This window comes from Enterobacter cloacae complex sp. 2021EL-01169 (assembly GCF_020733125.1).
GTDB classification, from domain to species: domain Bacteria; phylum Pseudomonadota; class Gammaproteobacteria; order Enterobacterales; family Enterobacteriaceae; genus Enterobacter; species Enterobacter roggenkampii.
Map to the genome: position 1 here is coordinate 170,911 of NZ_JAJFTC010000003.1, position 24,346 is coordinate 195,256.

The window sequence follows — 24,346 nt, forward strand, 5'->3', positions numbered from 1 at the left end:
CACTGTAGCACGTCATCATGACAATTCGCGTGCGCTATTCCGCATTACCTTTTAACGATAAATGCGTAAGCCACAGCCGGGTATCAAACTCCAGCTGGTGGTACTGCGGCTCCATATGGCAGCACAGAGAATAGAACGCTTTGTCGTGCTCTTTCTCTTTCAGGTGTGCGAGTTCGTGCACCACAATCATCCGCAGAAAGGCTTCCGGCGCGTTACGAAAAACCGTCGCGACGCGGATCTCCGCCTTGGCCTTCAGCTTGCCGCCCTGCACGCGGGAGACGGCGGTGTGCAGGCCGAGCGCGTTTTTCAGCACGTGGATCTTGTTGTCGTACATCACCTTGTTGATCGGCGGCGCGCTCTTCAAATACCGGTTTTTCAGATCCTGCGTATACTGCCAGAGGGCTTTATCGGTCGCGAAATCGTGGGTGCCGGGGTAGCGTTTTTCCAGCACCGCGCCGAGCTTTTGCTCGGCAATCAGGGTGCGAACCTGAGAAAGTAAATGCTCCGGGTAGCCCTGGAGATAAGTAAGTTGGTTCATCAACGCCCCAAATCGACAATAAAACGGGTATACTCACGCACCCTTTTCAGGGATACGCCAAATTTTACCATTCAGGAGGGCCGATGAGCCACTTAGACAACGGTTTCCGTTCACTCAACCTTAAACGTTTCCCGGAAACGGACGACGTTAACCCGCTTCAGGCGTGGGAAGCGGCGGATGAATATCTGCTGCAGCAGTTGGATGAGACTGAAATCCGCGGCCCGGTTTTGATCCTGAATGACGCCTTCGGCGCGCTGGGCTGCGCCCTGGCGGAGCACACGCCGTACAGCATCGGCGATTCCTACTTAAGCGAGCTGGCGACGCGTGAAAACCTGCGCCATAACGACATCGACGAATCCAGCGTGAAGTTCCTCGACAGCACCGCGGACTACCCGCAGGCGCCGGGCGTGGTGCTCATCAAAGTGCCAAAAACCATGGCGCTGCTGGAGCAGCAGCTGCGCGCGCTGCGTAAGGTCGTCACGCCAGAAACCCGCATCATCGCGGGTGCCAAAGCGCGCGATATTCATACTTCGACGCTGGAGCTGTTCGAGAAAGTCCTCGGCCCGACCACCACGACGCTGGCCTGGAAAAAAGCGCGCCTGATCAACTGTACGTTCGCCGCACCCGAGCTGGCCGACGCGCCGGACACGCTGAGCTGGAAACTGGAAGGGACCGACTGGACCATCCACAACCATGCGAACGTCTTCTCCCGTACCGGTCTGGATATCGGGGCGCGTTTCTTTATGGAACACCTGCCGGAAAATCTGGAAGGGGAAATTGTCGATCTGGGCTGCGGCAACGGCGTGATTGGCCTGACGCTGTTGGCGAAGAACCCGGAGGCCAGCGTGGTGTTCAGCGACGAATCGCCGATGGCGGTGGCCTCCAGCCGTCTGAACGTGGAAACCAATATGCCGGACGCGCTGGACCGCTGCGAGTTTATGATCAACAACGCGCTGTCGGGGGTAGAGCCGTTCCGCTTCAACGCCGTGTTCTGTAACCCGCCGTTCCACCAGAAGCACGCTCTGACGGATAACGTCGCGTGGGAGATGTTCCACCACGCGCGCCGCTGCCTGAAGATTAACGGCGAGCTGTATATCGTGGCGAACCGCCACCTGGACTACTTCCACAAGCTGAAGAAGATTTTCGGTAACTGCGTGACCATTGCGACGAACAATAAGTTTGTGGTGCTTAAGTCGGTGAAGCTGGGACGTCGTCGGTAAGATTGTTTTGCCCGGTGGCGCTTCGCTTACCGGGCCTACAATGGCCTCGGACCCGTAGGCCGGGCAAGCGCAGCGCCGCCCGGCAATGTTCTAGATCATCAGAGCTAACTTCGTTCCCTGCGCAATCGCGCGCCGCGCATCCAGCTCCATCGCCACGTCGCACCCGCCAATCAGATACACCGTTTTACCGGCCTCGCGCAGCGGATCCGCCAGATCGCGCTTTGGCTCCTGCCCGGCACATAAAATCACATGATCCACGCGCAGCAGCTGCGGCTCGCCGCCGATCGTGACGTGCAGCCCGTCGTCGTCGATCTTCTGGTAGCTCACCGCCGGGATCATCTTCACCCCGCGCGAGAGCAGGGTGGCACGGTGGATCCAGCCGGTGGTTTTCCCCAGCCCTTCGCCCGGTTTGCTGGCTTTACGCTGCAGCATCACGATCTGGCGCGGGCTTTTCGGCAGCTGTGGCCCTTCGGGTCGCAGGCCGCCGGACTGGCTGAGGCTGGTGTCGATACCCCATTCCACGCAGAATTCGGCAATGTTCTGGCTGGTGGCTTCGCCCGGCTGGCTTAAATACATCGCGGTGTCAAAACCGATCCCGCCGCAGCCGATAATCGCCACCTTCTCGCCAACCGGCGCTTTGTCACGCAGCACGTCGAGATAGCTCAGCACTTTTGGATGATCGATACCCTCGATCGCAGGCGTGCGCGGTACGATCCCGCTCGCCAGGATCACCTCATCAAAATCAGTCAGATCCGCCGCGTGGACAAACTGGTTAAGCCGCAGCTCGACGCCCGTCAGCTCGATCATCCGGCGGTAGTAGCGCAGCGTTTCGTAGAACTCCTCTTTGCCGGGGATCTGTTTGGCGATATTAAACTGCCCGCCAATCTCTCCCAACGCATCAAACAGCGTCACGCCGTGCCCGCGCGAGGCGGCATTGACCGCAAACGCCAGGCCTGCCGGGCCAGCACCCACGACGGCCAGGCGTTTTTTATTGACCGCCGGAACGATCGGCATTTTGGTTTCATGGCAGGCGCGCGGGTTGACGAGGCAGGAGGTGACCTTTCCGACGAAGATCTGATCCAGACAGGCCTGATTACAGCCGATGCAGGTATTGATCTCATCCGCACGGCCGCTTTGCGCTTTGGACAGCAGTTCAGCATCGGCCAGGAACGGGCGCGCCATCGAGACCATGTCGGCATCGCCGCGCGAAATCACATCGTCCGCCACCTGCGGATCGTTAATGCGGTTGGTGGTGACCAGCGGAACGGACACTTTGCCTTTCAGCCTGCGCGTCACCCAGCTGAACGCCGCGCGCGGCACCGGCGTGGCAATAGTGGGAATGCGCGCCTCGTGCCAGCCAATCCCGGTATTGATAATCGTGGCGCCCGCGGCTTCAATCGCCTGCGCCAGCTGCACGGTTTCGTCAAACGTCCCGCCGCCCTCCACCAGGTCGAGCATCGACAGGCGGAAGATGATGATAAAGTCCGCACCCGCACGTTTACGTACCGCGCGCACCACCTCCACGGCAAAGCGCATCCGGCGGGCATAGTCGCCGCCCCATTCATCGTCGCGCTGGTTGGTGCGGGCGGCGAGGAACTCGTTAATCAGGTAGCCTTCGGAGCCCATCACCTCAACGCCGTCATAGCCCGCTTCACGCGCCAGCGCGGCGCAGCGGGCGAAGTCGTCAATCAGCGCCAGGATCTCGTCGTGGCTCAGAGCATGCGGAGTGAAGCGGTTAATCGGCGCCTGAATGGCCGATGGCGCAACCAGATTCGGCTGATAGCTGTAGCGTCCGGTGTGCAGAATTTGCAGGGCGATTTTACCGCCCTCGTTGTGTACCGCGTCGGTCACAATGCGGTGATGCGGCAGCTGTGCTGCATCGTTCAGCACCGCACCGCCCTCCATGCCGACGCCGGAAGGGGAAGGGGCCACGCCGCCGGTGACAATCAGCGCCACCCCGTGGCGCGCGCGCTCGGCATAGAAAGCCGCCAGACGCTCGGCCCCGTCAGGATGCTCCTCGAGCCCGGTGTGCATCGAGCCCATCAACACGCGGTTTTTGAGTGTGGTGAACCCCAGATCGAGAGGGGCGAATAACGACGGGTAGCGGCTCATAGTCTCTTCCAGTGTAAAATTATTGTTATGTGGTCGGATGAGTTACTAATTTAGCCAGCGGCAGCGGAAAGGTAAAAGCGGGATCGAATGATTGTGATAGATCTCAAAGAACTTCCCCGGTGGCGCTGCGCTTACCGGGTCTACAAATCCCCAGGACAGATAAGCGTAGCGCCATCCGGCGTTATTTACGGCACCGCTGCCCGCACCAGCCCCGGCGCCTGCCACATCGACGTGGTCAGTCCGCTGTCCACCAGCCCGAGCTGGTCCGCGTATACCGCCTGCCATTTCTGCATCATGCTGTCGTACAGCTCGCGGTGCGCCGGGTTTGGCGTGAACTCGCGGCTCCATTTCACCAGCCGCTCGCCCGTCGAGGCCATATCGGTAAACAGCCCCGCGCCCGTACCCGCGGCAATCGCGCAGCCCAGCGCCGTGGCTTCTTTCACTTCCGGCACGCGCACCGGCAGGCCCGTGACGTCGCTTAAAATCTGGCTCCACAGGGCACCTTTTGACCCGCCGCCCGCAAACACCAGGCTCTCAAACGTCACGCCGGAAAAGCGTGAAATCTGCGCCAGGTTGCAGGCCGAAACAATCGCCGCGTTCTCTTCCAGGGCGCGGAACAGCGTCGCTTTATTGCATTTTTCCGGGTCGATGGAGAGGTTAATAAACGACGGCGCGGCGTGGTACCACTGCTTGAAATGCATTGCGTCGGAGAAGATTGGCATTACCCCGTGGGAGCCCGCCGGCACCCGGCTGGCCATCTCTTCCAGCAGGGAATAGGTGTCCATCCCCATCCGCTCGGCAATCAGCTTTTCCTCCGCGCAGAAGGCGTCGCGGAACCAGCGCATGGTCAGCCCGGTAAAGAAGCTGATCGACTCCGCCTGGACCATGCCGGGGATGACGTGCGGATTCACGCGGATGTTCATGTCGGGGTCGGTGCGTACCTGCGGCAGATTGACCACCTGCTGCCAGAAGGTGCCGCCCAGCACCGCCGTTTGTCCGGCGCGAACCACGCCCAGCCCCAGACAGCCCAGCTGCACGTCGCCGCCGCCCATCACCACCGGCGTGCCTTCGCGCAGGCCGCTCTGCTGCGTGGCCTCCCGGGTTATAGCACCCAGTACGGTGCCGGTCTCTTTCACCGGGGAGAGGATATCGGCGCGCAGCCCGGCCATGTCGAGAAGCGCCGGACGCCAGTCGCGGGAGAAGAGATCCAGCATGCCGGTGGTGCCCGCGTTCGACGGGTCGACCGCCAGCTCGCCGGAGAGCTTCGCCGCCAGCCAGTCGCTGATCATGGTGATAGTCGCGGCCCTGCGGTAAATATCCGGACGGTGGTGCGCCAGCCACAGCAGGCGCGGCATGGCGCTCAGCGCCAGCGTCTGGCCGGAGACCTCATACACTTCGGATTCAAAACGGTTGTCGTGGATCTCTTTGAGTTCGGCCACCTCGCGGCTGGCGCGGGCGTCGACGTTGGCGCAGGCCCAGATGGCCTCGCCGTTACGGTCGTACAGCACGATCCCTTCGCGCATCGAACAGCAGGCGACGGACTGAATATCCGCCGCGCTCAGGCGCGCACGCTCCAGCGCCTGATGAATGCACCGGCAGGCCAGCTGCCAGTTGGTCTCGAGGTCAAACTCCATTGACCCCGGCACGTTTTCCACGCTCAGGTGCTTCCACTCGGCCTGGCCGACGGCAATCTGGTTGCCCTGCAAATCGAAAATCACGGCGCGAACGCTGCCGGTCCCTGCATCTAACGCTAAAAGGTAACTCATGAGCTTGCCTCGCTGTTAGCGCAGGGCGGGCTCTTATTTGGCCAGAGCCAGCACCGCGCGGGCTGTCGTCTCTTCCGTCACCAGGCCATTGATACGGCGACCCTTCAGTGCGGCATAAATCGCATCGGCTTTCTCTTCCCCGCCGGCCACGCCAACGATGGTGGGCAGCTGCGCCAGCTCATCAAGTGAGACGCCGAGTAATTCTTTGTGGATCTCCAGCTCCTCAACGCACTCCCCTTCGGCATTGAGGAAATAGCCGAGAATGTCGCCGACCGCGCCTTTGCGGGCGTACATCAGCTGCTCGCCTTCGCTGATATAGCCGGAGCGCAGGATCGTGGCGTCACGGCGCTGGTTTACTGAACCAATACCAACTACCGCCACGTCGGCTGCGGTGGCGGCGAGGATCACGTCCCGCACGCTGGTCTCGCGTTTTAAGATCCCGGCCACTTCGGCGGAAGACACGCGAAGCGGGGCGGGGATCATGCTGACGCTGCAGGCCGCGTCCAGCTGGCCGATACCGGTCATGTACGGCCCGACGCCGCCGGAGAGCGTCACGAGGCGGATCTGCTGCGAGCTGATAAAGCCGCTCAGGTGCTGCAGGCTGCTCATGGTGGTTTCACCGAACCCCACCGCCAGCAGCTGGCCGGGCTCCAGCACGCCCATCAGCGACTGCGCCGCGCCAATGCCCAGCCGCACGTTCATCGGCGGGGTATTTAGGGCAGGCATCACGCGCACCAGCTTCAGGCCAAAGCGCTGCTGTAGCTCGGTTTCCAGCGACAGGCAGCCCTCGTACCGGGAGTTAATCTGCACGCGGATCACCCCGGACTGGCGGCCTTTCTCCAGCAGGCGGGAGATTTTTAATCGCGGCAGCCCGAGCCGCTCGCCGATATCGTTCTGGGTCAGCCCGTCGTGGTAGTAGCACCAGGCCACGCGCGCCACCAGCTCCTCTTCCGCCAGCGCCAGTCCGGCAAACCGTCCTTCTTCCGCAGTGCGTTTATCGCTCATAGTTGAACTCTTATAAAAATTTAGATCATATGTTCGTGATGACGCGGAGGGAAAGTGTGAGCCACGCGACAAAACGGATCATTTCGATCGTTTCTGGTTTATCTGAATCTCAATCGATAAAACTGTGATCCCTGCACGGTTGTAAATATAGTTCACCGTCTACGCTTTTGAACATTATTAAATCTAAAAATCATTTGTTCAATAGCGGAGCGATGATGACCCCACTTCTCGACGCGCGAAGTATCAGCAAGCAGTTCTCAGGCGTGCCGGTTCTAAAAGGCATTGATTTCACGCTGCTTGCGGGCCAGGTGCACGCGCTGATGGGCGGGAACGGCGCGGGAAAATCGACGCTGATGAAGATCATCGCCGGAGTCGAGACGCCGGATGAGGGTGAACTTTCCGTCGAGGGGCAGTCATATGCGCGGCTGACGCCCGTGCAGGGGCACAGGCTCGGCATTTACCTCGTGCCGCAGGAGCCGCTGCTGTTCCCCAACCTGACGGTGCGGGAAAACATCCTGTTCCGCCTGCCGCGCGAACGCGATCGGGAAAAACGGCTGGCGGAGAAACTTGAGCAGTTGCAGTGCCGGCTGAACCTCGACGCCGCCGCCAGCACCCTGGAAGTGGCGGATCAGCAGATGGTAGAGATCCTGCGCGGATTAATGCGCAACGCCAGGATCCTGATCCTCGACGAGCCCACGGCCTCCCTCACGCCGGGCGAAACCGAACGGCTGTTTCGTCAGATCCGCGCCCTGCAGGCGCTCGGCGTCGGGATCGTGTTTATCTCGCACAAGCTGCCGGAAATTCGCATGCTGTCGAGCCACGTCTCGGTGATGCGCGACGGCGCGGTGGTGCTCAGCGGTGAAACCGCGCAGTTCGACGATAGCGCCCTGATCGCCGCCATGACGCCGGTAACCCGCGAGAAATCCCTCAGCGATACGCAAAAGCTGTGGCTGGCGCTGCCGGGCAACCGCCGCACCCAGCCGCAGGATTTCCCGGTGCTGCGGGTGGAGGATCTTACCGGGGAAGGGTTTATCGATCTCAGCCTTGAGATCTACGCCGGGGAGATCGTCGGCCTGGCCGGGTTGGTAGGCTCCGGGCGCACCGAGTTTGCCGAAACGCTCTATGGCCTGCGGCCTGTGCGCGGGGGGCGCGTCTGGCTGGAGAACCAGGACATCACCGCCGCACCGGTAAGTTCACGTCTGGACAAAGGCCTGGTCTACCTGCCGGAAGACAGGCAGGTGTCCGGCCTGTTCCTCGACGCGCCGATCCGCTGGAACACCGTGGCGCTGAACGAGCCGTCGCTCTGGCAGCAGCGGAAAAGAGAGTCCGCGGTGGTGGAGCGCTATCACCGGGCGCTGGGGATCAAGCTCAACCATGCGGATCAAACCGTGCGCACGCTCTCCGGCGGCAACCAGCAGAAGGTGCTGCTGGCTCGCTGCCTGGAGGCCAACCCTTTGCTGCTGATCGTCGACGAGCCGACGCGCGGCGTGGACGTCTCGGCGCGCGCCGATATCTACCAGCTTATCAAAAGCGTGGCGGCGCAGAACGTGGCGGTGCTGATGATCTCAAGCGATCTTGATGAGTTTCCCGGCCTTGCCGATCGCGTGCTGGTGATGCATCAGGGCGTACTCAGCGGCGAGCTGCCGCGCCATGCGGTCAGCCTCGATCGCATGATGGCGCTGGCGTTTGGAGGGCAATCATGAAGATCTTACTGAAAAACCGCGAGCTAAGCGCGTTTCTCGCCATTCTGGCGCTGTTCGCCGTGCTGGTGGCGCTCAATCCGTCGTACCTGAGTTTGCAGACGCTGGGGATGATCTTCGCCAGTTCGCAGATCCTGATCCTGCTGGCGATCGGCGCGGCGCTGGTGATGCTGACCCGCAATATCGACGTCTCCGTGGGGTCTACCGTCGGGCTGTCCGCCATCGCCGTCGGCGTGGCGCTGAACAGTGGCTACAGCCTGCCCGTTTCCATTCTCTTCGCGCTGTCAGTTGGCGCGCTGGCGGGGGCATTCAACGGTTTTCTGGTGGTGGGATTACGCATCCCGGCGATTGTCGCCACCCTCGGCACGCTGGGGCTGTACCGTGGAGCGATGCTGCTCTGGACGGGCGGAAAGTGGATTGAAGGGCTGCCGCCGGGGTTGAAATCGCTCTCTGAGCCTGCGGCCATCGGCGTGTCGCCCCTTGGTATGGTGGTGTTGATTATCGTGGTCACCGGCGCGTGGACGCTGTCGCGCACCGCGTTCGGGCGTGATTTCTACGCGGTGGGGGATAACCTCGCCGCCGCGCGCCAGCTGGGCGTGGCGGTGAATCGCACCCGCATGATCGCCTTTACCCTGAACGGCCTGCTGGCGGCCTGCGCCGGGATCGTCTTTGCCGCGCAGATAGGCTTCGTGCCCAACCAGACCGGCAGCGGGCTGGAGATGAAAGCCATTGCCGCCTGCGTACTGGGGGGCATTTCACTGTTGGGCGGCACCGGCACGCTGGTCGGTGCTTTCCTCGGCGCGTTCTTCCTCACCCAAATCGATACCGTGCTGGTGCTGTTCAGGCTCCCGGCGTGGTGGAACGACTTTATCGCCGGGCTGGTGCTGCTGGGCGTGCTGGTGCTCGACGGGCGTCTGCGTCAGGCGCTGGCGCGGCATCAGCGGGCGCTGAAGTACGGTCGTTTCCAGCCGGGCAACAGAGGGGGAAAGCACGTCACCCCCTTTCCCAAACGTAAAAAAGAGGTGGCGTAAATGAGGCTTAACTGGGAAAGCGCGCTGCTCATTTTGCTGGTGCTGGAGATCCTGCTTTTCGGGGCCATCAACCCGCGGATGCTCGATATCAACATGCTGCTGTTCAGCACCAGCGACTTCATCTGCATCGGTATTGTGGCGCTGCCGCTGACGCTGGTGATCGTCAGCGGCGGGATCGACATCTCCCTCGGCTCGACCATCGGCCTGTGCGCCATTGCGCTGGGGGTGATGATGCAGGCCGGGTGGCCGATGGCGGTCGCCGTTCCGCTGACGCTGCTGCTGGGTCTGCTGTGCGGGCTGGTGAATGCGGCGCTGATCCACTACACCGGCATCAGCCCGCTGGTGATCACCCTCGGCACGCTCTACCTCTACGGCGGCGGCGCGCTGCTGCTCTCCGGCATGGCGGGCGCGACGGGCTACGAGGGCATCGGCGGCTTCCCGGACAGCTTCACGGCGTTCGCTAACCTCACGGTGTTGGGTCTGCCGATCCCATTGGTCTTGTTCGCGGTAATCACCGTCTTCTTCTGGCTCATTACCCACCGCGGGCGCTTTGGCCGTCATCTGTTCCTGATTGGGCAGAACCCGCGCGCGGCGCGCTATGCGGCGCTGCCGGTGAACGGCATGCCCTACGTGCTGTACGGCCTGGTGGGCGTGGCCTCGGCGATTGCCGCGCTGGTGATGGTCTCCTATTTCGGCTCCGCGCGTTCGGATCTGGGGCGCGATCTTTTAATGCCTGCGCTCACCGCCGCCGTGCTCGGCGGAGCCAATATCTACGGCGGGTCAGGTTCGGTTGTCGGTACGGCGCTGGCGGCGCTGCTGGTGGGGTACCTGCAACAGGGTTTACAGATGGTCGGCATCCCCAACCAGGTGTCGAGCGCGCTGTCGGGGGCGCTGCTGGTTGTGGTGGTGATGGGGCGTTCGCTGAGTCTGCACCGCTAATGGGTGCGATCTCTCTTTAGAAAACTATCCGGAGCGTAAGATGAAAACAAAACTGCTCGTCCTGGCAATGGCCCTCAGCTTCGCTTCGGCGCAGGCGGCGGACCGCATTGCCTTTATCCCGAAGCTGGTGGGCGTCGGCTTCTTCACCAGCGGCGGCAACGGTGCGAAAGAGGCGGGGAAAGATCTTGGCGTGGACGTGACCTACGACGGCCCAACCGAGCCGAGCGTCTCCGGCCAGGTGCAGCTCATCAATAACTTCGTCAACCAGGGCTATAACGCCATTATCGTCTCCGCCGTGTCGCCGGATGGGTTGTGTCCGGCGCTGAAGCGCGCGATGCAGCGCGGCGTCAAGGTCCTGACCTGGGATTCCGATACCAAACCGGAGTGCCGCAGCATCTACATCAATCAGGGGACGCCGGAACAGCTGGGCGGCCTGCTGGTGGAGATGGCGGGCAAGCAGGTCACCAAACCGAACGCGAAAGTGGCGTTCTTCTACTCCAGCCCGACCGTCACCGACCAGAACCAGTGGGTGAAAGAGGCGAAGGCCAAAATCGAGAAAGATCATCCCCAGTGGCAGATCGTCACCACCCAGTTTGGCTATAACGACGCCACCAAATCGTTGCAGACCGCCGAAGGGATCTTAAAAGCCTATCCGGATCTGGATGCGATCGTCGCCCCGGACGCCAACGCGCTTCCTGCTGCCGCGCAGGCGGCAGAAAACCTGAAGCGGGAAGGCGTGGCGATTGTCGGGTTCAGCACGCCGAACGTGATGCGCCCGTACGTTGAGCGCGGCACGGTGAAGGCCTTCGGCCTGTGGGACGTTGTGCAACAGGGCAAAATTGCGGTCAATGTCGCCGATCGTTTACTGAAAAAAGGCGATCTTAACGTTGGCGACAGCGTGGACGTAAAAGATATCGGGGCGCTGAAGGTCGAGCCGAACAGCGTGCAGGGCTACCAGTATGAGGCGAAGGGCAACGGCATCGTGCTGCTGCCGGAACGCGTGGTGTTCACCAAAGAGAACATCAGCAAATACGATTTCTGACGGGGGAGCAAATGGCTGATTTAGACGACATCAAAGACGGCAAGGATTTTGGCATCGGCACGCCGCAGCAAAATGTGCCGTTCACCCTGAAGGGCTGCGGCTCGCTGGACTGGGGCATGCAGTCGCGGCTGGCGCGCATCTTCAATCCGCAGAGCAACCGTACGGTGATGCTGGCCTTTGACCACGGCTACTTTCAGGGGCCGACTACCGGCCTTGAGCGTATCGACCTCTCTATCGCGCCGCTGTTTGGTGAAACCGACGTGCTGATGTGTACCCGCGGCATCCTCAGGAGCCAGGTGCCCGCCGCGACGAACAAACCGGTGGTGCTGCGCGCCTCCGGCGGTAACTCGATTCTGGGCGAACTTTCCAACGAGTGCGTGGCGGTGGCGATGGAAGACGCCCTGCGCCTGAACGTCTGCGCGGTGGCGGCGCAGGTGTACATCGGAAGCGAGTTTGAGCATCAGTCGATCAACAACATCATCAAGCTTGTCGATGCAGGGGCGCGCTACGGCATGCCGACGCTGGCGGTGACGGGCGTGGGGAAAGAGATGGCGCGTGACGCTCGGTATTTCTCGCTGGCAAGCCGCATTGCCGCCGAAATGGGGGCGCAGTTCGTCAAAACCTACTACGTGGATGAGGGTTTTGAAAAAGTCACCGCCAGCTGCCCGGTGCCGATCGTTATCGCGGGGGGCAAAAAGCTGCCGGAGCACGAGGCGCTGGAGATGTGCTGGCGCGCGATAGACCAGGGCGCGTCCGGCGTGGACATGGGGCGCAACATCTTCCAGTCCAGCGCGCCGCTCGCCATGCTGAAGGCGGTGAAGAAAGTGGTGCACGATAACTGGAATGCCCGTGATGCGTTCCAATTCTGGCAGGAAGAGAAACAGGGAGAAGCACAATGAACGTGACGCTGGTAGAGATCAACATTAAGCCCGAGCGGGTGGACGAGTTTCTGGAGGTGTTTCGCGCCAACCACGAGGGCGCAATCCAGGAGCCGGGGAACCTGCGTTTTGACGTATTGCAGGACCCGAGGGTGAAAACCCGGTTCTTTATCTACGAAGCCTATAAAGACGAAGAGGCGGTGCTGGCGCATAAGCAAACCCCGCACTATCTCGCGTGCGTGGATAAGCTGGAGGAGCTGATGTCGGAGCCGCGCAAAAAACGCAGCTTTGTCGGGTTATTGCCGGAGTAATGGTCTTGCCCGGTGGCGCTGCGCTTACCGGGCTTTTGGGGAAAAGGTGGAATGGTTTTCTAGGCCGGATGAGCGTAGTCCGCCCGGCTTTAGATTTTGCTTTACTGCGCTTTTTTGGCTGCGTCCTGCATCTCTTTCATTTTTTGCGCGGCCGCTTGCTGGCTTTGGCGTAGGTTTTCGCTCGCGGCAACCAGAAACTCAGGATGATTAGCCAGGTAGATAGATATCGCTTCACCCATTTTTTCCGGATGGACGGTAAAGTAATCCTCGGCGATTTTGCCGATTTCCGTCTTCTGCTCAGCGGTAAACTCAGCGGCCTGGCTCAGCGCCGGTGCGGTCAGTGTGACGAAAACGGTCAGAACGAGGAAGGGGTGCTTTATGAAAAACATGATGGGGACTCATTTCAGATTAAGGATGTTAACCACGGGCGGCATAACCCGGCCATAGTCGTTTATGGTTTGCCAGCGTATTTCGCAGCGAGGCGCCTTCTGGCACTCGTCCATTGTTCGCTGGCTAAAAGGGGCAATGATGCCCGCGTTATCAATGGATTTGTTGTTAATACGCGTCTGGAAGAGCGTCACGTAGTAGGGGGTCGGGTTCTTCACCACGAGCTGGTTTGCTGAATATGACCAGAGGATTTCCCGATACGCGTTTTCTGGATTGCCGTTTAATCCCTCAGGGCGATAGAACACTTTGAAGCTTGAACGTACGGCCATTTGCACGTTGTCGCTGCTGGTCTTACTGGCTGGAATGGTTGAGATGCTGAGGGTGAAAAGCGTTTCACGGTCAGCAGGCAAACCCTCATCGGCACGAAAAATCCTGATGCTATTTTCGCGTCCGCCCTGTAGTGCAAAAAGCGCGGGCGTTGCAACAAGCGCCGAGGTCGCCTGGGGGGCAGAGGTTGCCCCTGGCCAGTTTCCGCCAGCATAAATTTTTGCACTGACCAGCCAGGGAAGCGTGGATTTATTGCGCACTGAAACGGTAATGGAGTGCTGTTTTTCAGGATAGACGAAGCGTGTCCCCCCTATCACGACGCCTGCATGCGCAAAAGAGATGAACGTTAAGAGTGCTAAAACAGGGATCAGGATGCGCAGTTTCATCACGGTGTTATCAGGCATAAGTCAAAATAAAGGTTGCTGCAGCATTGGCTGTTCCAGGCGATACAGCACCTCCGTCAGCAAGATAACGGGCATAAAAATCAAGGGTGGCAGTAAGCTGGTTATTTGACAGCGTAAACAGCTGGCTTTCATCGCCCAGCGGTATAAGCGTTTTGTCCGGATTATAAATACCGATAGCCACGCCGCTGGCATAACCCGGACCGCCTGTCAGAGAAAGCAAATCTGCGTTGCCCTGATTGGGTGTGCCTTCAAAATGGGTACTGATGTTATTCAACCCTGCGCCGCAGTTTTCAAGATTGATAGCAAAATGTTCCCATGGCGTATTATTTTTCTGGTTCGTAAATTGCCCTGTGGCGACGTCACTCATACGAACGATAAGATTTTCCGAATCAGGCGATATGATGCAGGTTTTGCTTTTTACGGTGCCTACAATATAAACGGTCCCGTCGTGCGCCATTGTACTCGCACTGCCCAGGTGCATCAGGATAATGCAGAAGAAAAATAACCGGAGAAACGGTTTCATTCATATTCCTTACTGATAAAGCAGGTCAAAATACATAACGGCAGTCGCATTTCCTGACGTCACGACGGGCAGCGTGGATTTATAGTGCAAATAAAACGTGAGCGTGTTATCTCCCGGCAGCAGCGGATAAAGCGAGGACTCCGTATTATTGATCGGTATTGGGGTGCGATTGGAATCCAGTAGCTCAACGCCGAGGCCCGTTGCCATCCTGCCAGGCGTTCCCTTTCCGTTATCAGAAAGTGCCAGCAATGTCGGGTTGTTCGCATCCACATTCCCGGTAAACCAAACTTTGGTGCCGGTAATGGCGCGGGTGCAACCTTTCAACGTGATATCAAACTTTGTATCCGGCGTTGTGGTGCCAACCGACGGGAAATCATCCGCGGTAAAGTCACCGAGTTCGACCGTCTGCTCAACGCTGCCAGTGTCGACGTTGCAGGACTCCCCCACGATGGTGCCGATAAACTGAACATTGAAACTGTCATTTTCTGCTCTGGCGGTCTGTAAGGACAACGCCAGATTTGCCAGCAGAAACAGGAGAAAATTGCGCTTTTTCATCACCCAATCCTTATGCGAAATCAACGCGTAACAAGGCCAGAGCGGTGAACACGCCCAGTTCCGGGGAATTGCCCGTTGTGCTGATAGGATATGCTTTCAGCGTCACGTTGGCCTTGCCCGCCTCATCAGTCGTAAAAGGTGCGCTACTTGAAAAGACATTCGGTTTCAGTATGTTGTCTTGCTCACTGGTAACCACGACGGCAACATCAGGATTATCCGATGCCAGCGCTTCCGGGTAGCGAGGGTCCGATGTGCCCATAACGCGCAAGGTTAATTGTGCCGGGGAGTTCACATCAGCATTACATTCAATGGGCACATTGAAGGTTTTGGGTTGAGCGTTGTCCGGCATCTGCCCGGCGCGCGTAAAATCACCGTGATAAAGAGAACCCAGATCCACCGTTACGGTTTGCCCGGCATTAATGACGCAGTTTTGCGGCACGGTAATAACGCCACTGTAGGTAATCTGGTAGACAATATTGGTCAGGCGATCGTTATTCGTCGTGGTGACGTACACATTGAACATCAATTTTGGCGGGATAACCACGGTGCCGATAAAAGGCCTGACAATTTGTAATTTAAAGATCAGGTCATTATCGTTGACCGGGAAAACGCCGCCGGTATCCACTTCATCGTGGCCGCCCATGTGAACGTACTCAATGGGGGGATAAAACTCACCAATGGTTGCGTCATTTATTTTCATGGCGCCAATAATATAATCCGGGTCAAGCTGGAGATATTTCCATTCACCATCCGTTTTGACGACCGGAAAAGGGCTCAAATAGGAGCGATAGGTGCGTTTTTCCCACTCACCCGGTGGACAGGTGGCGTTAACCTGCACATCCTGATTTTTTTCCAGCTCTGTGGAGCCACCTTTAATGTTCTGATTGGTGTTCAGCGTGGTGGTCAAATCATAGTTAACAATCGAGATGCCACCGTTAGCATTTTTACAAATATCGGCTATTCCATAAGGTGAGAATGCCAGCCCGACCACATAAAATAAAATCATCCATAATTTCATTTATATACACTCCATTTTCAACCGCAGCAGCGGCTGTTTACTTTCAGGTAATTGATACTTCACGCTACATTGCTTGTCTGACCCTTCACCCCACTGAATTTTCAGCGTTCCCGCCGGGCTCAGGCCAGAGAGATAGACCTCTCCGTCTTCACCCACAATCGTATCGCTGCCATTGTCATCACGTGACACCATGGCACCGAAAGGAACGGGTTTGCCCCGATGGGTTAAGGTCATTAACGCACGCGTACCAGGCCGGGCTTTGAAGGTTGCCCGCACAACCGCGCCACGGGTTGGGACCACATTGGTTACGGCATCATCGATATCCATATCGTCAGCCAGTGAGTTGATGTCCAGTGCCATGCGGTTGAGATGATACGAGGACGCGTAGGGAACCACGGCATAGCCTCTCCAGTCGGTATGAATACCCGGCTCGTTCTCGACCTTGACGTTACTCGCGCCCGGAGCGGCAATCAGCACGTTGGTATCACCCAGCGGCTGGCTAAGGGTGATGCCGTTCCGGTGAGCAATGACGCCGCCGCTCAAACCGTAGTTCACCTGCTGGTAGTCGCCGTTTCCGCTGTAGTTATAGCCCACGTTCGCATTGCCATAGGCGCTATCGTATTCAAGGCTGCTGGAGCCTTGTGATTTTGTCCCCTGGCTTGAATACCCTTCCTGAACGCTGTAGCTCAGGTTGTTATCCTCAAGCAATGTGCCGTTGATCCCGGCATTTTGCGAGGTTTCACCCTTTTTGTCGGTGCTGATGTTGTAGGTGGCATAAGCATAGTTATGCTTCTGGCTGACATCGTTTTGTGGACGCAGCCACAGGCTCAATGGCAGCGACAAATTCAGCGCGTAAATCTCGTCGCTTTTCGACATGCCCGGTGATTTGTTGTAGTTGTAGGACAGGCTGTAGGACACATCTTTAATGGTCCCGCTAAAGCCTACCTGGAGTAGCGTATTTTTTTCATCGGTATGCCAGTAGGTCTGTTGGCTGCCCGTGACAAAGAGCGAACCTGCATGACCAAGCTGCTGAGAGATGTTGAACTGAACCTTTCCTCGCTTGGTGTAGTACAGATTGTAATAATCCATCCAGGGATTTTGCTGTTCGGTATCGTTGTCCTCGTGGTCACCTGTGTAGCCGCGCATTTGCTTATAGGCTGTTTCATCCAGTGAATAGAATCCCGATGTCGAGTACCGGTAGCCCAGCAGCTGAAAGTTAGTGCCGAGGCCGTTAAGGGATTTTGCATACAGAAAACGGATCGATTGCCCTGAATGCGTGCTGTCATCCGCCAGCGTGCTCTTCGCGTGAGTCACATCCGCAGAGATAGCGCCCAGTTCACCCATATTCAGGCCGGTGCCGAATGCCAGCGAGTGGTAATTGTTGGTTATCTGCGATCCGCTATACAGCGTGAAGCCATGCGAAAGCCCCCAGATTAGAGATCCCTGAACGAAATTAACCTCGTCCTGTTGATCGCTGCTGCTGCGGTATTCGGCTGCTGTTAATGCGTACTTTACGCGGCCTTCACGCTGGAGTACGGGAACGGTGGAATAAGGCACGGAATAGCTGTTGATGCTACCGTCAGATTCTTTTACCTCAACACTGAGGTCACCGCTTGAGGACGTGGGAAACAGGTCGCTAATCGCAAATGCACCCGGTGGAACATAGCTTTGATAAATGGTGTAGCCATTTTGCTTAATGGTTACCTGAGCATTGCTTTTTGCGATACCCCGGATCGTGGGCGCGAAACCCTTCAGGCTATCGGGCAGCATATTGTCATCAGAGGCGATTTGCGCACCGCGAAAAGGGAGGCTGTCAAACACGTCTGATGGGGTGTAGCTGTCACCCAGCGTCAGTCTTCCTTTCAGCGGAATGACCGCGCGTTCAACATAGGTATTAATGTGCTGCCAGTTGTCGCTGCGTGAGTCATCGCTGTTGTGATAATTCCAGCTTGAGTAATCCCTTAACCGCCACGGGCCAAGGTTCAACCCGCTGTTAAGCCCGAGGAAATAGCTTTTACTGGTTGAGTTGCTCTCCCCCCGATCGCGGCTACGAGAGCCGGTGAAGTTATAATTCAGCAGCAGGGCATTAATGCCTTCATCCCATTGTTCAGGCGGAATATATCCGCGTGCGCTATTCCTCAGGGCGGCTTGCGGGATACTGATATCCAGCCGCTGATGCTCAAAATCAAAGGTGGTTGATGAGGCGGGAATGATTGACGCAATATCAATACAGCTGTCCGTTTTTTCCGCCGTCAGCGCAGGAAACGCCTGAAGGTTAACGCCCAGGTTTTCCAGCGCTTTTGCTGATAAACAGGCGGTCAGACCGGTATCATCCGCCTGCGGTTGTGCCGTCGACGCCGTATTTCTTGCCGTAAAGGTGATATCGCGAGTCGCCACAAACGCCCCGTTAAGCCAGAGATCGACACGATAGACGCCAGGTGCCTGGCCATTGGTGGAAAACCGCGACAGGTCAGCAACGGCAGAGGGATCGCTAGACAAAAATGCCGGGTTGAAAAAATATTCTGCACTTGCATCTGATGGCGATAGCAATCCTGCTATCGCCATCGCCACTGGCGTAAGGGATGTTAAAGAAAATGTGCTAAAAATCAGTGAAGTATTACGTTTCATCTCTTTTCCCTGCAGTAAATGCTAAGTACTTCCTTCCTTGAAGACAAAATGCAGGTCTGCTATTTCATTTCAGGTTGTTAATGGGAACAAATCTGCGTAGGGGTATTTGCGCCGAAATCATTCACTGTCTGGAATTTCACACTGCCGGAACCGCCGCCGGGGATATCCACCGCCAACGTGTTTTTAGGTGCGACCATTGAATTGGGAAGACGGGTTCCCCCAACAAAGAACTGCACCAACGATACGTAATACGGTGATGGATTCGTTATGATGACTTTTCCATTTTCTGTCCGACACGTCAGCGTTTTGGGCGCATCCACGGAAAGGGATGTTAATTTCTTAGGGCGAATGAATAACTTAATCACACTCTGTGTTGCTATTTGCAGCGTATTGCCCTGAAGCTTATTTTTATCGACAGACGGAATAGCCTTGCTGTTCAGATAGAAAACAGTTTCGCGATCGGCAGGAAGGTCGGGGCCGATATACATAATACGCAGCGTGTTCTCTTTCTTAGGGTGGATAACAAACAACGGTGGCGTAAGGATAAAGTCTGGTGACTTGATACCCTCAACGTTGGCTACCCATGATTGTATTAAGAACGTATTGTCTGCCGACGAATTGATCACCGGTAATGAAACCTGTTTATCCCCCTGCGGATAAATGACGCGGGTAGCCCCTAAAGCAATTCCACCTGCAGAGGCATTCGTTGCCAGACCCATTGTCAGCAGCAACGTACCAGCCATCATCAGGCGAGACAAAGACGTAGGTGATGTGTTCATTTGCATTGTTCCCTCAATTCTCATGACGAGGCACTCGGGCCTCTGAGTGTTTTACTGGTAGACGACGTTAAACCATACCTGGGCGTCGGCCGTACCAGCCTGAACGTGCGGTTGTGTGGAGCGGTATTTCGCCATAAAACGCAGAACATTGGCGCCGTTCTGCAAGGGGGCGTACCAGGGCGGGGCTGTATCCGGAATAAGTAGATGGCCGGTTGCGTCAAATATTCCCACACCAATCCCCTGCGCTGCGCCTGCGCCATAACCTGCGCGAAAAATTTGCGGGTCTTTTGCATCGGACTCGCCGCTGAACAGTACGCCCGCACGTTGACTGACGCTGGTATCGCAGTCTTCTAGCGTTATCTGAAAGGCTGTCGGTGCTGCCCAATCGCCCGTTGCGGCAAATTCGTTATTGCGTATTTGGCCCATACGCACAATCTGGTCCTGACTTTCTGCACTGACGGAACAGCCGGTGTTGACGACTTGCCCCTGAAAATGCACGCTTCCGTCGTCAATTGCCGAGGCGGGCAGTGCAACGCACAGCAATACGCTGAAAAACAGCACTGATTGCCTGGTGACCTGTCGCATAGTGACTCCGTTTCGATGGATCGGCAAAACACCCCCGAATCAGATTCCGGGGGTGTTACTGCAGCTAACGAATCAGGAGTAAACCATCTGGAATGTTGCAGTCGAGGATACGTTACCCGGCGTGGCCGCACCGGTAGCGATGTAGTCAACGCTCAGCGGGATGGTGTTCTCGCCATTGATCAGCTTCACATTGGAGGAGGTATCACCGATATTGAGTACGTTACCATCCGGTCCGAACAGTTGCAGTGCGACGTTAGTTGCTGAGCCAGCTCCCGCTGTGTTAGCCAGTGAACCTGCCAGTGCTGCGTCTTGCTGACCGTTGAAAATCACAGCGGCGTTCTGGCTTACCGTGGTGTCACAATCTTCCAGAACGATTTTGAAATCTTCTTTCTGGTTCGCCTGCATTCCTTTTGTCGTCAATTTCACAGTACGAACCTGGCTCAGCGTTACAGTCTGATCTACGGAGTCAGCTGCGACCGAACATGCAGCATTAACAACCTGGCCAACGAAGTTAACCGTACCGCCAGAAACCGTGACGGTGTCTGCCTGTGCGTTCATCGCTACGCCACTTACCATTGCCGTTGCAATGACCATTGCTAAAACGTGCTTTTTCATACAAATCCTTTTAAATAAACATCTTTCTGTCAAATTGAAATTGAGTAAAAGCTATATGCTTTCACAGCGTGAACTTGAATAACGTTTAACAAGTTCCGTTATTTAGAATATGCATTTCGCATAATGGACGGGCTTATTGAAAAGCTCTTTTCATCATGTTTATGATGTTCCGCGGCAGGTATTCTAGGAGCCGTGAAATATTATTTCAATGTATGGTGGTATAATATGCCGTTAGTTTTTTTTAGGTATAATATTAGAATTAATTAATATTTTTAAATGATGTAAGTAGTGGTGTTTTTACCGGATTTTAACAATGGGCGCCCTGTTTGCGGTCAAATAGATAAAGGTGGTGTATGGATATCGGTTTGGTTGCAAAAAAAATCATGTAAGAGAAAAGGAACTTTATAATTTTAAAAGTATAAATGTATGTCTGAAATATAATACTATTATTTCAATTTGTAATATTTATACCAGAAAAATGAAATCCCCCTCGGTTAAGAGGGGGGATTGATCAGATCTCTTCTACGCGCACTCTGAGTGCTGCCAGCGCTTTACGTGCCGCTTTTAGCACCTGCTCACACTGCTCAATGGTCAGCGTAAGCGGCGGTTCAATACGAATGGTTTTTGCGTTATTAAGCGTCCCGGCCACCAGCACACGCTGCCTGAACATCTCGCTCGCGAAGCTGTAGCCGATTTCGTTATCAACGAACTCAATCGCCATCAGCATCCCTTTGCCGCGCGCCTCCTGCACAAGGTCAGGGTATTCCCGGCCCAGCTGGCGGAAGCCGTCCAGCAGCATGTCGCCTTTTTGCTCCGCCTGCGCAGGCAGGTTTTGCTCCAGCAGCACGTTGATGGTCGCCAGCGCCGCCGCACAGGCCAGCGGGTTACCGCCAAAGGTGGTGGTATGCAGGAACGGATTGTCGAACAGCACCGAGAAGACTTCTTCGGTGGCGACCGTCGCGCCAATCGGCATCACGCCGCCGCCGAGAGCTTTCGCCAGGCACAGAATGTCCGGCTGCACGTTTTCGTGCTCGCAGGCGAACATCTTGCCGGTACGCCCCATGCCGGTCTGGACTTCGTCGAGGATCAGCAGCGCGCCAAACTCGTCGCACAGCTGACGCACGGCAGGCAAATAGCCCTGCGGAGGGAGGATGACGCCGCCTTCACCCTGAATGGGCTCCAGGATCACCGCCGCCACGTCATCGCCGGTTTTACGGCATTCACTCAGCACGGTGCGCATGGCGTTAATGTCGCCGAACGGCACGTGGCGGAAGCCCGGCAGCAGCGGCATAAACGGTTTACGGAAAGTGGATTTCGCGGTCGCCGACAGTGCGCCGAGGGATTTACCGTGGAACGCGCCGCTGGTGGCGATAAAGGTGAATTTCCCGCGCGGCGACTGGTACGCTTTGGCGAGCTTAATCGCCGCTTCGACCGATTCTGTGCCGCTGTTGCTGAAGAAGCTGTATTTCAGTTTGCCGGGCGTTAAGGCCGCCAGCGTTTTCGCGAGCATGGCGCGAAGAGGGTCGAGCAGTTCCTGGCTATGGAGAGGTTGTTTCGCAAGTTGATTCTGTACGGCGGAAACCACAACTGGATTACGGTGCCCCACGTTGAAAATTCCAAAACCTCCCAGGCAATCGATAAACTCCTGTCCCTGGGTGTCGACAAGCGTGTTGAGACTTCCCGCTTGCCACTCTACGGCTCCGTAATCCCCGCCGGCGGTAACAGATTTGCGATACTCCAGAAACCCTGGATTGACGTGCTCTTTAAAGTAATCGATGACCTCACGGTTAAGTTGTTTCATCTCCTCATGATCAAGCGTTCGCTTCTCAATGAGATTCAGTGCGTGCGCGGTACAGGCAAGAGCCGAGGCGCTGGAAGGTAACCTGTTCAAAATGTGCTCCCGGGGATCGCGTATCACATGATACTGGTTTAAGTATTGCAGGGATTACGCCACTTCAGAGGCCTTAACGAAAATCGGGATAAACGCCAGGTTAAAATAATGTTGCACAATATTTAATCATGCCGATAGAAGCCAAACGGGATTTAGCGGTACGGGGCAGCAAGTATAAAGAAAGGGGGGAAGAGCGTCGCTGCACTAAAGAGGTGCATACGCTGCAACTTAAGCGGGCATTAACAGGTCATGCTTTGTCGGTAATTTCTCTACGAAAGTATTTGAAATCAATGAATTAAAATATCGTACAAAAAGTATGGTTTAAGTCAAATCTGCGATCTTCATCAAGTTTAACAACTAAAGATAAATTGTTTACCGCCGAAAAAACATTGACCCACAAAATTAACATTCAAATAACCTGCAAGGGATGCTCACGATGTCCTCTCCAACCTATGTCACCCAGAATGAATATCCTCTGGACGATGACACCACCTTAATGTCTACCACAGACGTCCACAGCTACATCACCCACGCCAACGACACCTTTGTTCAGGTGAGCGGCTATCAGCTCGATGAGCTGACGGGCCAGCCGCACAATATGGTGCGCCATCCCGATATGCCAAAAGCTGCGTTTGCCGATATGTGGTACACGCTGCAGCAGGGCGAGCCGTGGAGCGGGATTGTCAAAAACCGGCGCAAAAACGGTGACCACTACTGGGTGCGTGCTAACGCGGTGCCGATGGTGCGCCGCGGGCAGGTGACGGGCTATATGTCGATTCGCACCAGAGCCACAGCGGAAGAGATCGCCGCCGTGGAGCCGCTCTACCGGGCGCTGAACGACGGGCGCTGTAAAAAACGTATTCACAAAGGGCTGGTGGTGGGAAAGGGCTGGCTGGGTAAACTCCCGGCCATGCCGCTGCGCTGGCGCGTGCGCAGCGTGATGGCGGTGCTCTTTGCCGGACTCGCCGCCACGCTGGCCGCCACCTCCGCAGGCTGGTTACCGCTTGCCGCCGCTGCGGTGGTGATGCTGATGGGAACGCTGCTGTTTGAGCAACAGATTGTCCGCCCGATAGAGAATGTGGCGCGACAGGCACTGAAGGTCGCCACCGGCGAGCGCAACAGCGTGCAGCATCTTAACCGCAGCGATGAGCTGGGCCTGACGCTGCGCGCGGTAGGACAACTTGGCCTGATGTGCCGCTGGTTGATCAATGACGTGTCGAGCCAGGTGGTGAGCGTCCGTGACGGGAGCGACAGGCTGGCGCAGGGAAATGAAGATCTGAACGATCGGACCCGTCAGACCGTGGCGAACGTGCAGCAGACCGTCGCGACAATGAACCAGATGGCCGCGTCCGTGCAGAGTAACTCCGAAACCGCCGCCGAGGTGGACAAACTCTCCGTGGCCGCCAGCAGCGCGGCGACGAAAGGGGGCAACGCGATGCAAACCGTCGTTAAAACGATGGATGACATTGCCGACAGCACGCAGCGCATTGGCTCGATCACCTCTCTGATTAACGATATCGCGTTCCAGACCAATATTCTGGCGCTGAACGCGGCGGTTGAAGCGGCAAGGGCAGGGGAGCAGGGCAAAGGGTTTGCCGTGGTCGCGGGCGAAGTCCGTCATCTCGCCAGCCGCAGCGCCAGTGCGGCTAATGATATTCGTAAACTCATTGATGCCAGCGCCAGCAAGGTGCAGTCCGGCTCTGAGCAGGTTCACGCCGCGGGCCGTACGATGGATGATATCGTTGTGCAGGTGAAAAACGTGACCCAGCTTATCGCCCAGATCAGCCACGCGACCTCCGAGCAGGCAACCGGCTTATCAGAGCTAACCCGTGCGGTAGCTGAACTCGACAGCATCACGCAGAAAAACGCCGATCTGGTCGAGGAGAGCGCGCACATTTCGGCCATGGTGAAGCACCGCGCCGGACGCCTTAAGGATGCGGTGACCGTGCTCCATTGAGTCAGTCATGTTCCAAAAAAGCCGTTTATACCGTAGGGAATAAACGGCTTTTTATTTTTCTGATTGTGACTATTAATGGGGTTTATTGTTAATTTAATATTAAATAACTAAAGAAAGTGCGTCAGTTATTTATTC

22 protein-coding genes are annotated in these 24,346 nt (G+C 56.8%); 8 read left to right on the plus strand and 14 right to left on the minus strand.

Annotated features, from left to right (window positions below; all coding sequences use genetic code 11):
• Positions 1–34 precede the first annotated feature (34 nt).
• Positions 35–538, minus strand: a complete 504-nt coding sequence (locus LLF79_RS11980; RefSeq protein WP_023294628.1) for a YgjP-like metallopeptidase domain-containing protein — start codon at positions 536–538, stop codon at positions 35–37.
• A gap of 83 nt (positions 539–621) precedes the next feature.
• Here LLF79_RS11980 and rlmG point away from each other — a divergent pair, with 83 nt between their 5' ends.
• Positions 622–1,758, plus strand: a complete 1,137-nt coding sequence (gene rlmG / locus LLF79_RS11985; RefSeq protein ID WP_008503153.1) for a 23S rRNA (guanine(1835)-N(2))-methyltransferase RlmG — start codon at positions 622–624, stop codon at positions 1,756–1,758.
• Between the two features lie 90 nt (positions 1,759–1,848).
• On the opposite strand, the gene LLF79_RS11990 is transcribed toward rlmG, so the two are convergent.
• The 3 genes from LLF79_RS11990 to lsrR all read right to left on the minus strand — a co-directional run bounded on the left by LLF79_RS11990 (position 1,849) and on the right by lsrR (position 6,641).
• Positions 1,849–3,870 carry an NADPH-dependent 2,4-dienoyl-CoA reductase gene (locus tag LLF79_RS11990; RefSeq protein ID WP_227879564.1) on the minus strand — a complete coding sequence of 674 codons (2,022 nt, stop codon included), beginning with the start codon at positions 3,868–3,870 and terminating at the stop codon, positions 1,849–1,851.
• Between the two features lie 185 nt (positions 3,871–4,055).
• A complete protein-coding gene (gene lsrK / locus LLF79_RS11995) occupies positions 4,056–5,636 on the minus strand; it encodes an autoinducer-2 kinase (RefSeq protein ID WP_227879565.1) in 1,581 nt (526 codons plus the stop codon).
• Between the two features lie 33 nt (positions 5,637–5,669).
• Complete coding sequence (lsrR, locus tag LLF79_RS12000; RefSeq protein WP_008503156.1) at positions 5,670–6,641, minus strand: transcriptional regulator LsrR; 972 nt, start codon at positions 6,639–6,641, stop codon at positions 5,670–5,672.
• A gap of 215 nt (positions 6,642–6,856) precedes the next feature.
• Between lsrR and lsrA the strand changes: the two genes are divergently transcribed.
• Genes lsrA through lsrG form a run of 6 tightly spaced genes read left to right on the plus strand, consistent with a single transcriptional unit; the run spans position 6,857 to position 12,542 of the window.
• On the plus strand, positions 6,857–8,344 hold the full coding sequence (gene lsrA, locus LLF79_RS12005; RefSeq protein ID WP_227879600.1) for an autoinducer 2 ABC transporter ATP-binding protein LsrA: 1,488 nt from the start codon (positions 6,857–6,859) through the stop codon (positions 8,342–8,344).
• On the plus strand, positions 8,341–9,372 hold the full coding sequence (gene lsrC, locus LLF79_RS12010) for an autoinducer 2 ABC transporter permease LsrC (RefSeq protein WP_095428750.1): 1,032 nt from the start codon (positions 8,341–8,343) through the stop codon (positions 9,370–9,372). Before lsrA ends, lsrC begins: the two co-directional genes overlap by 4 nt.
• Entirely contained in the window at positions 9,373–10,311 is a 939-nt protein-coding gene (gene lsrD, locus LLF79_RS12015; protein ID WP_227879566.1) for an autoinducer 2 ABC transporter permease LsrD, read from the plus strand.
• Positions 10,312–10,351: 40 nt separating this feature from the next.
• Positions 10,352–11,353 (plus strand): autoinducer 2 ABC transporter substrate-binding protein LsrB, encoded by a 1,002-nt coding sequence (lsrB, locus tag LLF79_RS12020; protein WP_032653517.1) that lies wholly within the window; start codon positions 10,352–10,354, stop codon positions 11,351–11,353.
• 11 nt (positions 11,354–11,364) lie between these two features.
• Positions 11,365–12,252, plus strand: a complete 888-nt coding sequence (gene lsrF / locus LLF79_RS12025; protein ID WP_039024802.1) for a 3-hydroxy-5-phosphonooxypentane-2,4-dione thiolase — start codon at positions 11,365–11,367, stop codon at positions 12,250–12,252.
• Positions 12,249–12,542 (plus strand): (4S)-4-hydroxy-5-phosphonooxypentane-2,3-dione isomerase, encoded by a 294-nt coding sequence (gene lsrG, locus LLF79_RS12030; RefSeq protein WP_008503162.1) that lies wholly within the window; start codon positions 12,249–12,251, stop codon positions 12,540–12,542. The genes lsrF and lsrG overlap by 4 nt, the downstream gene beginning before the upstream one ends.
• A gap of 101 nt (positions 12,543–12,643) precedes the next feature.
• On the opposite strand, the gene LLF79_RS12035 is transcribed toward lsrG, so the two are convergent.
• The 10 genes from LLF79_RS12035 to ygjG form a co-directional block, all read right to left on the minus strand.
• Positions 12,644–12,931, minus strand: a complete 288-nt coding sequence (locus tag LLF79_RS12035; protein ID WP_227879567.1) for a hypothetical protein — start codon at positions 12,929–12,931, stop codon at positions 12,644–12,646.
• Between the two features lie 9 nt (positions 12,932–12,940).
• Positions 12,941–13,642, minus strand: coding sequence for a fimbria/pilus periplasmic chaperone (locus LLF79_RS12040; RefSeq protein WP_046092490.1), 702 nt, complete (start codon positions 13,640–13,642; stop codon positions 12,941–12,943).
• Positions 13,643–13,652: 10 nt separating this feature from the next.
• On the minus strand, positions 13,653–14,183 hold the full coding sequence (locus LLF79_RS12045; protein WP_023294617.1) for a fimbrial protein: 531 nt from the start codon (positions 14,181–14,183) through the stop codon (positions 13,653–13,655).
• A gap of 9 nt (positions 14,184–14,192) precedes the next feature.
• Entirely contained in the window at positions 14,193–14,738 is a 546-nt protein-coding gene (locus LLF79_RS12050; RefSeq protein WP_021242355.1) for a fimbrial protein, read from the minus strand.
• A gap of 10 nt (positions 14,739–14,748) precedes the next feature.
• Positions 14,749–15,756 (minus strand): fimbrial protein, encoded by a 1,008-nt coding sequence (locus tag LLF79_RS12055; protein WP_008503167.1) that lies wholly within the window; start codon positions 15,754–15,756, stop codon positions 14,749–14,751.
• Positions 15,757–18,384 carry a fimbrial biogenesis usher protein gene (locus tag LLF79_RS12060; RefSeq protein ID WP_045334542.1) on the minus strand — a complete coding sequence of 876 codons (2,628 nt, stop codon included), beginning with the start codon at positions 18,382–18,384 and terminating at the stop codon, positions 15,757–15,759. It abuts the gene before it with no gap.
• Between the two features lie 77 nt (positions 18,385–18,461).
• On the minus strand, positions 18,462–19,169 hold the full coding sequence (locus tag LLF79_RS12065; protein ID WP_119312241.1) for a fimbria/pilus periplasmic chaperone: 708 nt from the start codon (positions 19,167–19,169) through the stop codon (positions 18,462–18,464).
• A 45-nt stretch (positions 19,170–19,214) separates the two neighbouring features.
• Positions 19,215–19,748: a fimbrial protein gene (locus LLF79_RS12070; protein ID WP_021242352.1), complete on the minus strand. Its 534-nt coding sequence runs from the start codon at positions 19,746–19,748 to the stop codon at positions 19,215–19,217.
• Positions 19,749–19,820: 72 nt separating this feature from the next.
• A complete protein-coding gene (locus tag LLF79_RS12075; protein WP_008503171.1) occupies positions 19,821–20,363 on the minus strand; it encodes a fimbrial protein BcfA in 543 nt (180 codons plus the stop codon).
• Between the two features lie 511 nt (positions 20,364–20,874).
• Positions 20,875–22,254 carry a putrescine aminotransferase gene (gene ygjG, locus LLF79_RS12080; RefSeq protein WP_008503172.1) on the minus strand — a complete coding sequence of 460 codons (1,380 nt, stop codon included), beginning with the start codon at positions 22,252–22,254 and terminating at the stop codon, positions 20,875–20,877.
• 436 nt (positions 22,255–22,690) lie between these two features.
• Here ygjG and LLF79_RS12085 point away from each other — a divergent pair, with 436 nt between their 5' ends.
• Entirely contained in the window at positions 22,691–24,211 is a 1,521-nt protein-coding gene (locus tag LLF79_RS12085) for a PAS domain-containing methyl-accepting chemotaxis protein (protein WP_008503173.1), read from the plus strand.
• Positions 24,212–24,346 lie beyond the last annotated feature (135 nt).

What these genes read in the sequence shown, in the direction of transcription:
- LLF79_RS12035 (WP_227879567.1), bottom strand. Translation starts at nt 12,931, where the DNA reads ATGTTTTTCATAAAGCACCCCTTCCTCGTTCTGACCGTTTTCGTCACA.
- LLF79_RS11990 (WP_227879564.1), bottom strand. Translation starts at nt 3,870, where the DNA reads ATGAGCCGCTACCCGTCGTTATTCGCCCCTCTCGATCTGGGGTTCACC.
- lsrF (WP_039024802.1), top strand. Translation starts at nt 11,365, where the DNA reads ATGGCTGATTTAGACGACATCAAAGACGGCAAGGATTTTGGCATCGGC.
- lsrA (WP_227879600.1), top strand. Translation starts at nt 6,857, where the DNA reads ATGACCCCACTTCTCGACGCGCGAAGTATCAGCAAGCAGTTCTCAGGC.
- LLF79_RS11980 (WP_023294628.1), bottom strand. Translation starts at nt 538, where the DNA reads ATGAACCAACTTACTTATCTCCAGGGCTACCCGGAGCATTTACTTTCT.
- lsrC (WP_095428750.1), top strand. Translation starts at nt 8,341, where the DNA reads ATGAAGATCTTACTGAAAAACCGCGAGCTAAGCGCGTTTCTCGCCATT.
- LLF79_RS12065 (WP_119312241.1), bottom strand. Translation starts at nt 19,169, where the DNA reads ATGCAAATGAACACATCACCTACGTCTTTGTCTCGCCTGATGATGGCT.
- rlmG (WP_008503153.1), top strand. Translation starts at nt 622, where the DNA reads ATGAGCCACTTAGACAACGGTTTCCGTTCACTCAACCTTAAACGTTTC.
- LLF79_RS12055 (WP_008503167.1), bottom strand. Translation starts at nt 15,756, where the DNA reads ATGAAATTATGGATGATTTTATTTTATGTGGTCGGGCTGGCATTCTCA.
- lsrK (WP_227879565.1), bottom strand. Translation starts at nt 5,636, where the DNA reads ATGAGTTACCTTTTAGCGTTAGATGCAGGGACCGGCAGCGTTCGCGCC.
- LLF79_RS12070 (WP_021242352.1), bottom strand. Translation starts at nt 19,748, where the DNA reads ATGCGACAGGTCACCAGGCAATCAGTGCTGTTTTTCAGCGTATTGCTG.
- lsrB (WP_032653517.1), top strand. Translation starts at nt 10,352, where the DNA reads ATGAAAACAAAACTGCTCGTCCTGGCAATGGCCCTCAGCTTCGCTTCG.
- LLF79_RS12040 (WP_046092490.1), bottom strand. Translation starts at nt 13,642, where the DNA reads ATGAAACTGCGCATCCTGATCCCTGTTTTAGCACTCTTAACGTTCATC.
- lsrR (WP_008503156.1), bottom strand. Translation starts at nt 6,641, where the DNA reads ATGAGCGATAAACGCACTGCGGAAGAAGGACGGTTTGCCGGACTGGCG.
- LLF79_RS12085 (WP_008503173.1), top strand. Translation starts at nt 22,691, where the DNA reads ATGTCCTCTCCAACCTATGTCACCCAGAATGAATATCCTCTGGACGAT.
- LLF79_RS12045 (WP_023294617.1), bottom strand. Translation starts at nt 14,183, where the DNA reads ATGAAACCGTTTCTCCGGTTATTTTTCTTCTGCATTATCCTGATGCAC.
- LLF79_RS12060 (WP_045334542.1), bottom strand. Translation starts at nt 18,384, where the DNA reads ATGAAACGTAATACTTCACTGATTTTTAGCACATTTTCTTTAACATCC.
- LLF79_RS12075 (WP_008503171.1), bottom strand. Translation starts at nt 20,363, where the DNA reads ATGAAAAAGCACGTTTTAGCAATGGTCATTGCAACGGCAATGGTAAGT.
- lsrG (WP_008503162.1), top strand. Translation starts at nt 12,249, where the DNA reads ATGAACGTGACGCTGGTAGAGATCAACATTAAGCCCGAGCGGGTGGAC.
- LLF79_RS12050 (WP_021242355.1), bottom strand. Translation starts at nt 14,738, where the DNA reads ATGAAAAAGCGCAATTTTCTCCTGTTTCTGCTGGCAAATCTGGCGTTG.
- lsrD (WP_227879566.1), top strand. Translation starts at nt 9,373, where the DNA reads ATGAGGCTTAACTGGGAAAGCGCGCTGCTCATTTTGCTGGTGCTGGAG.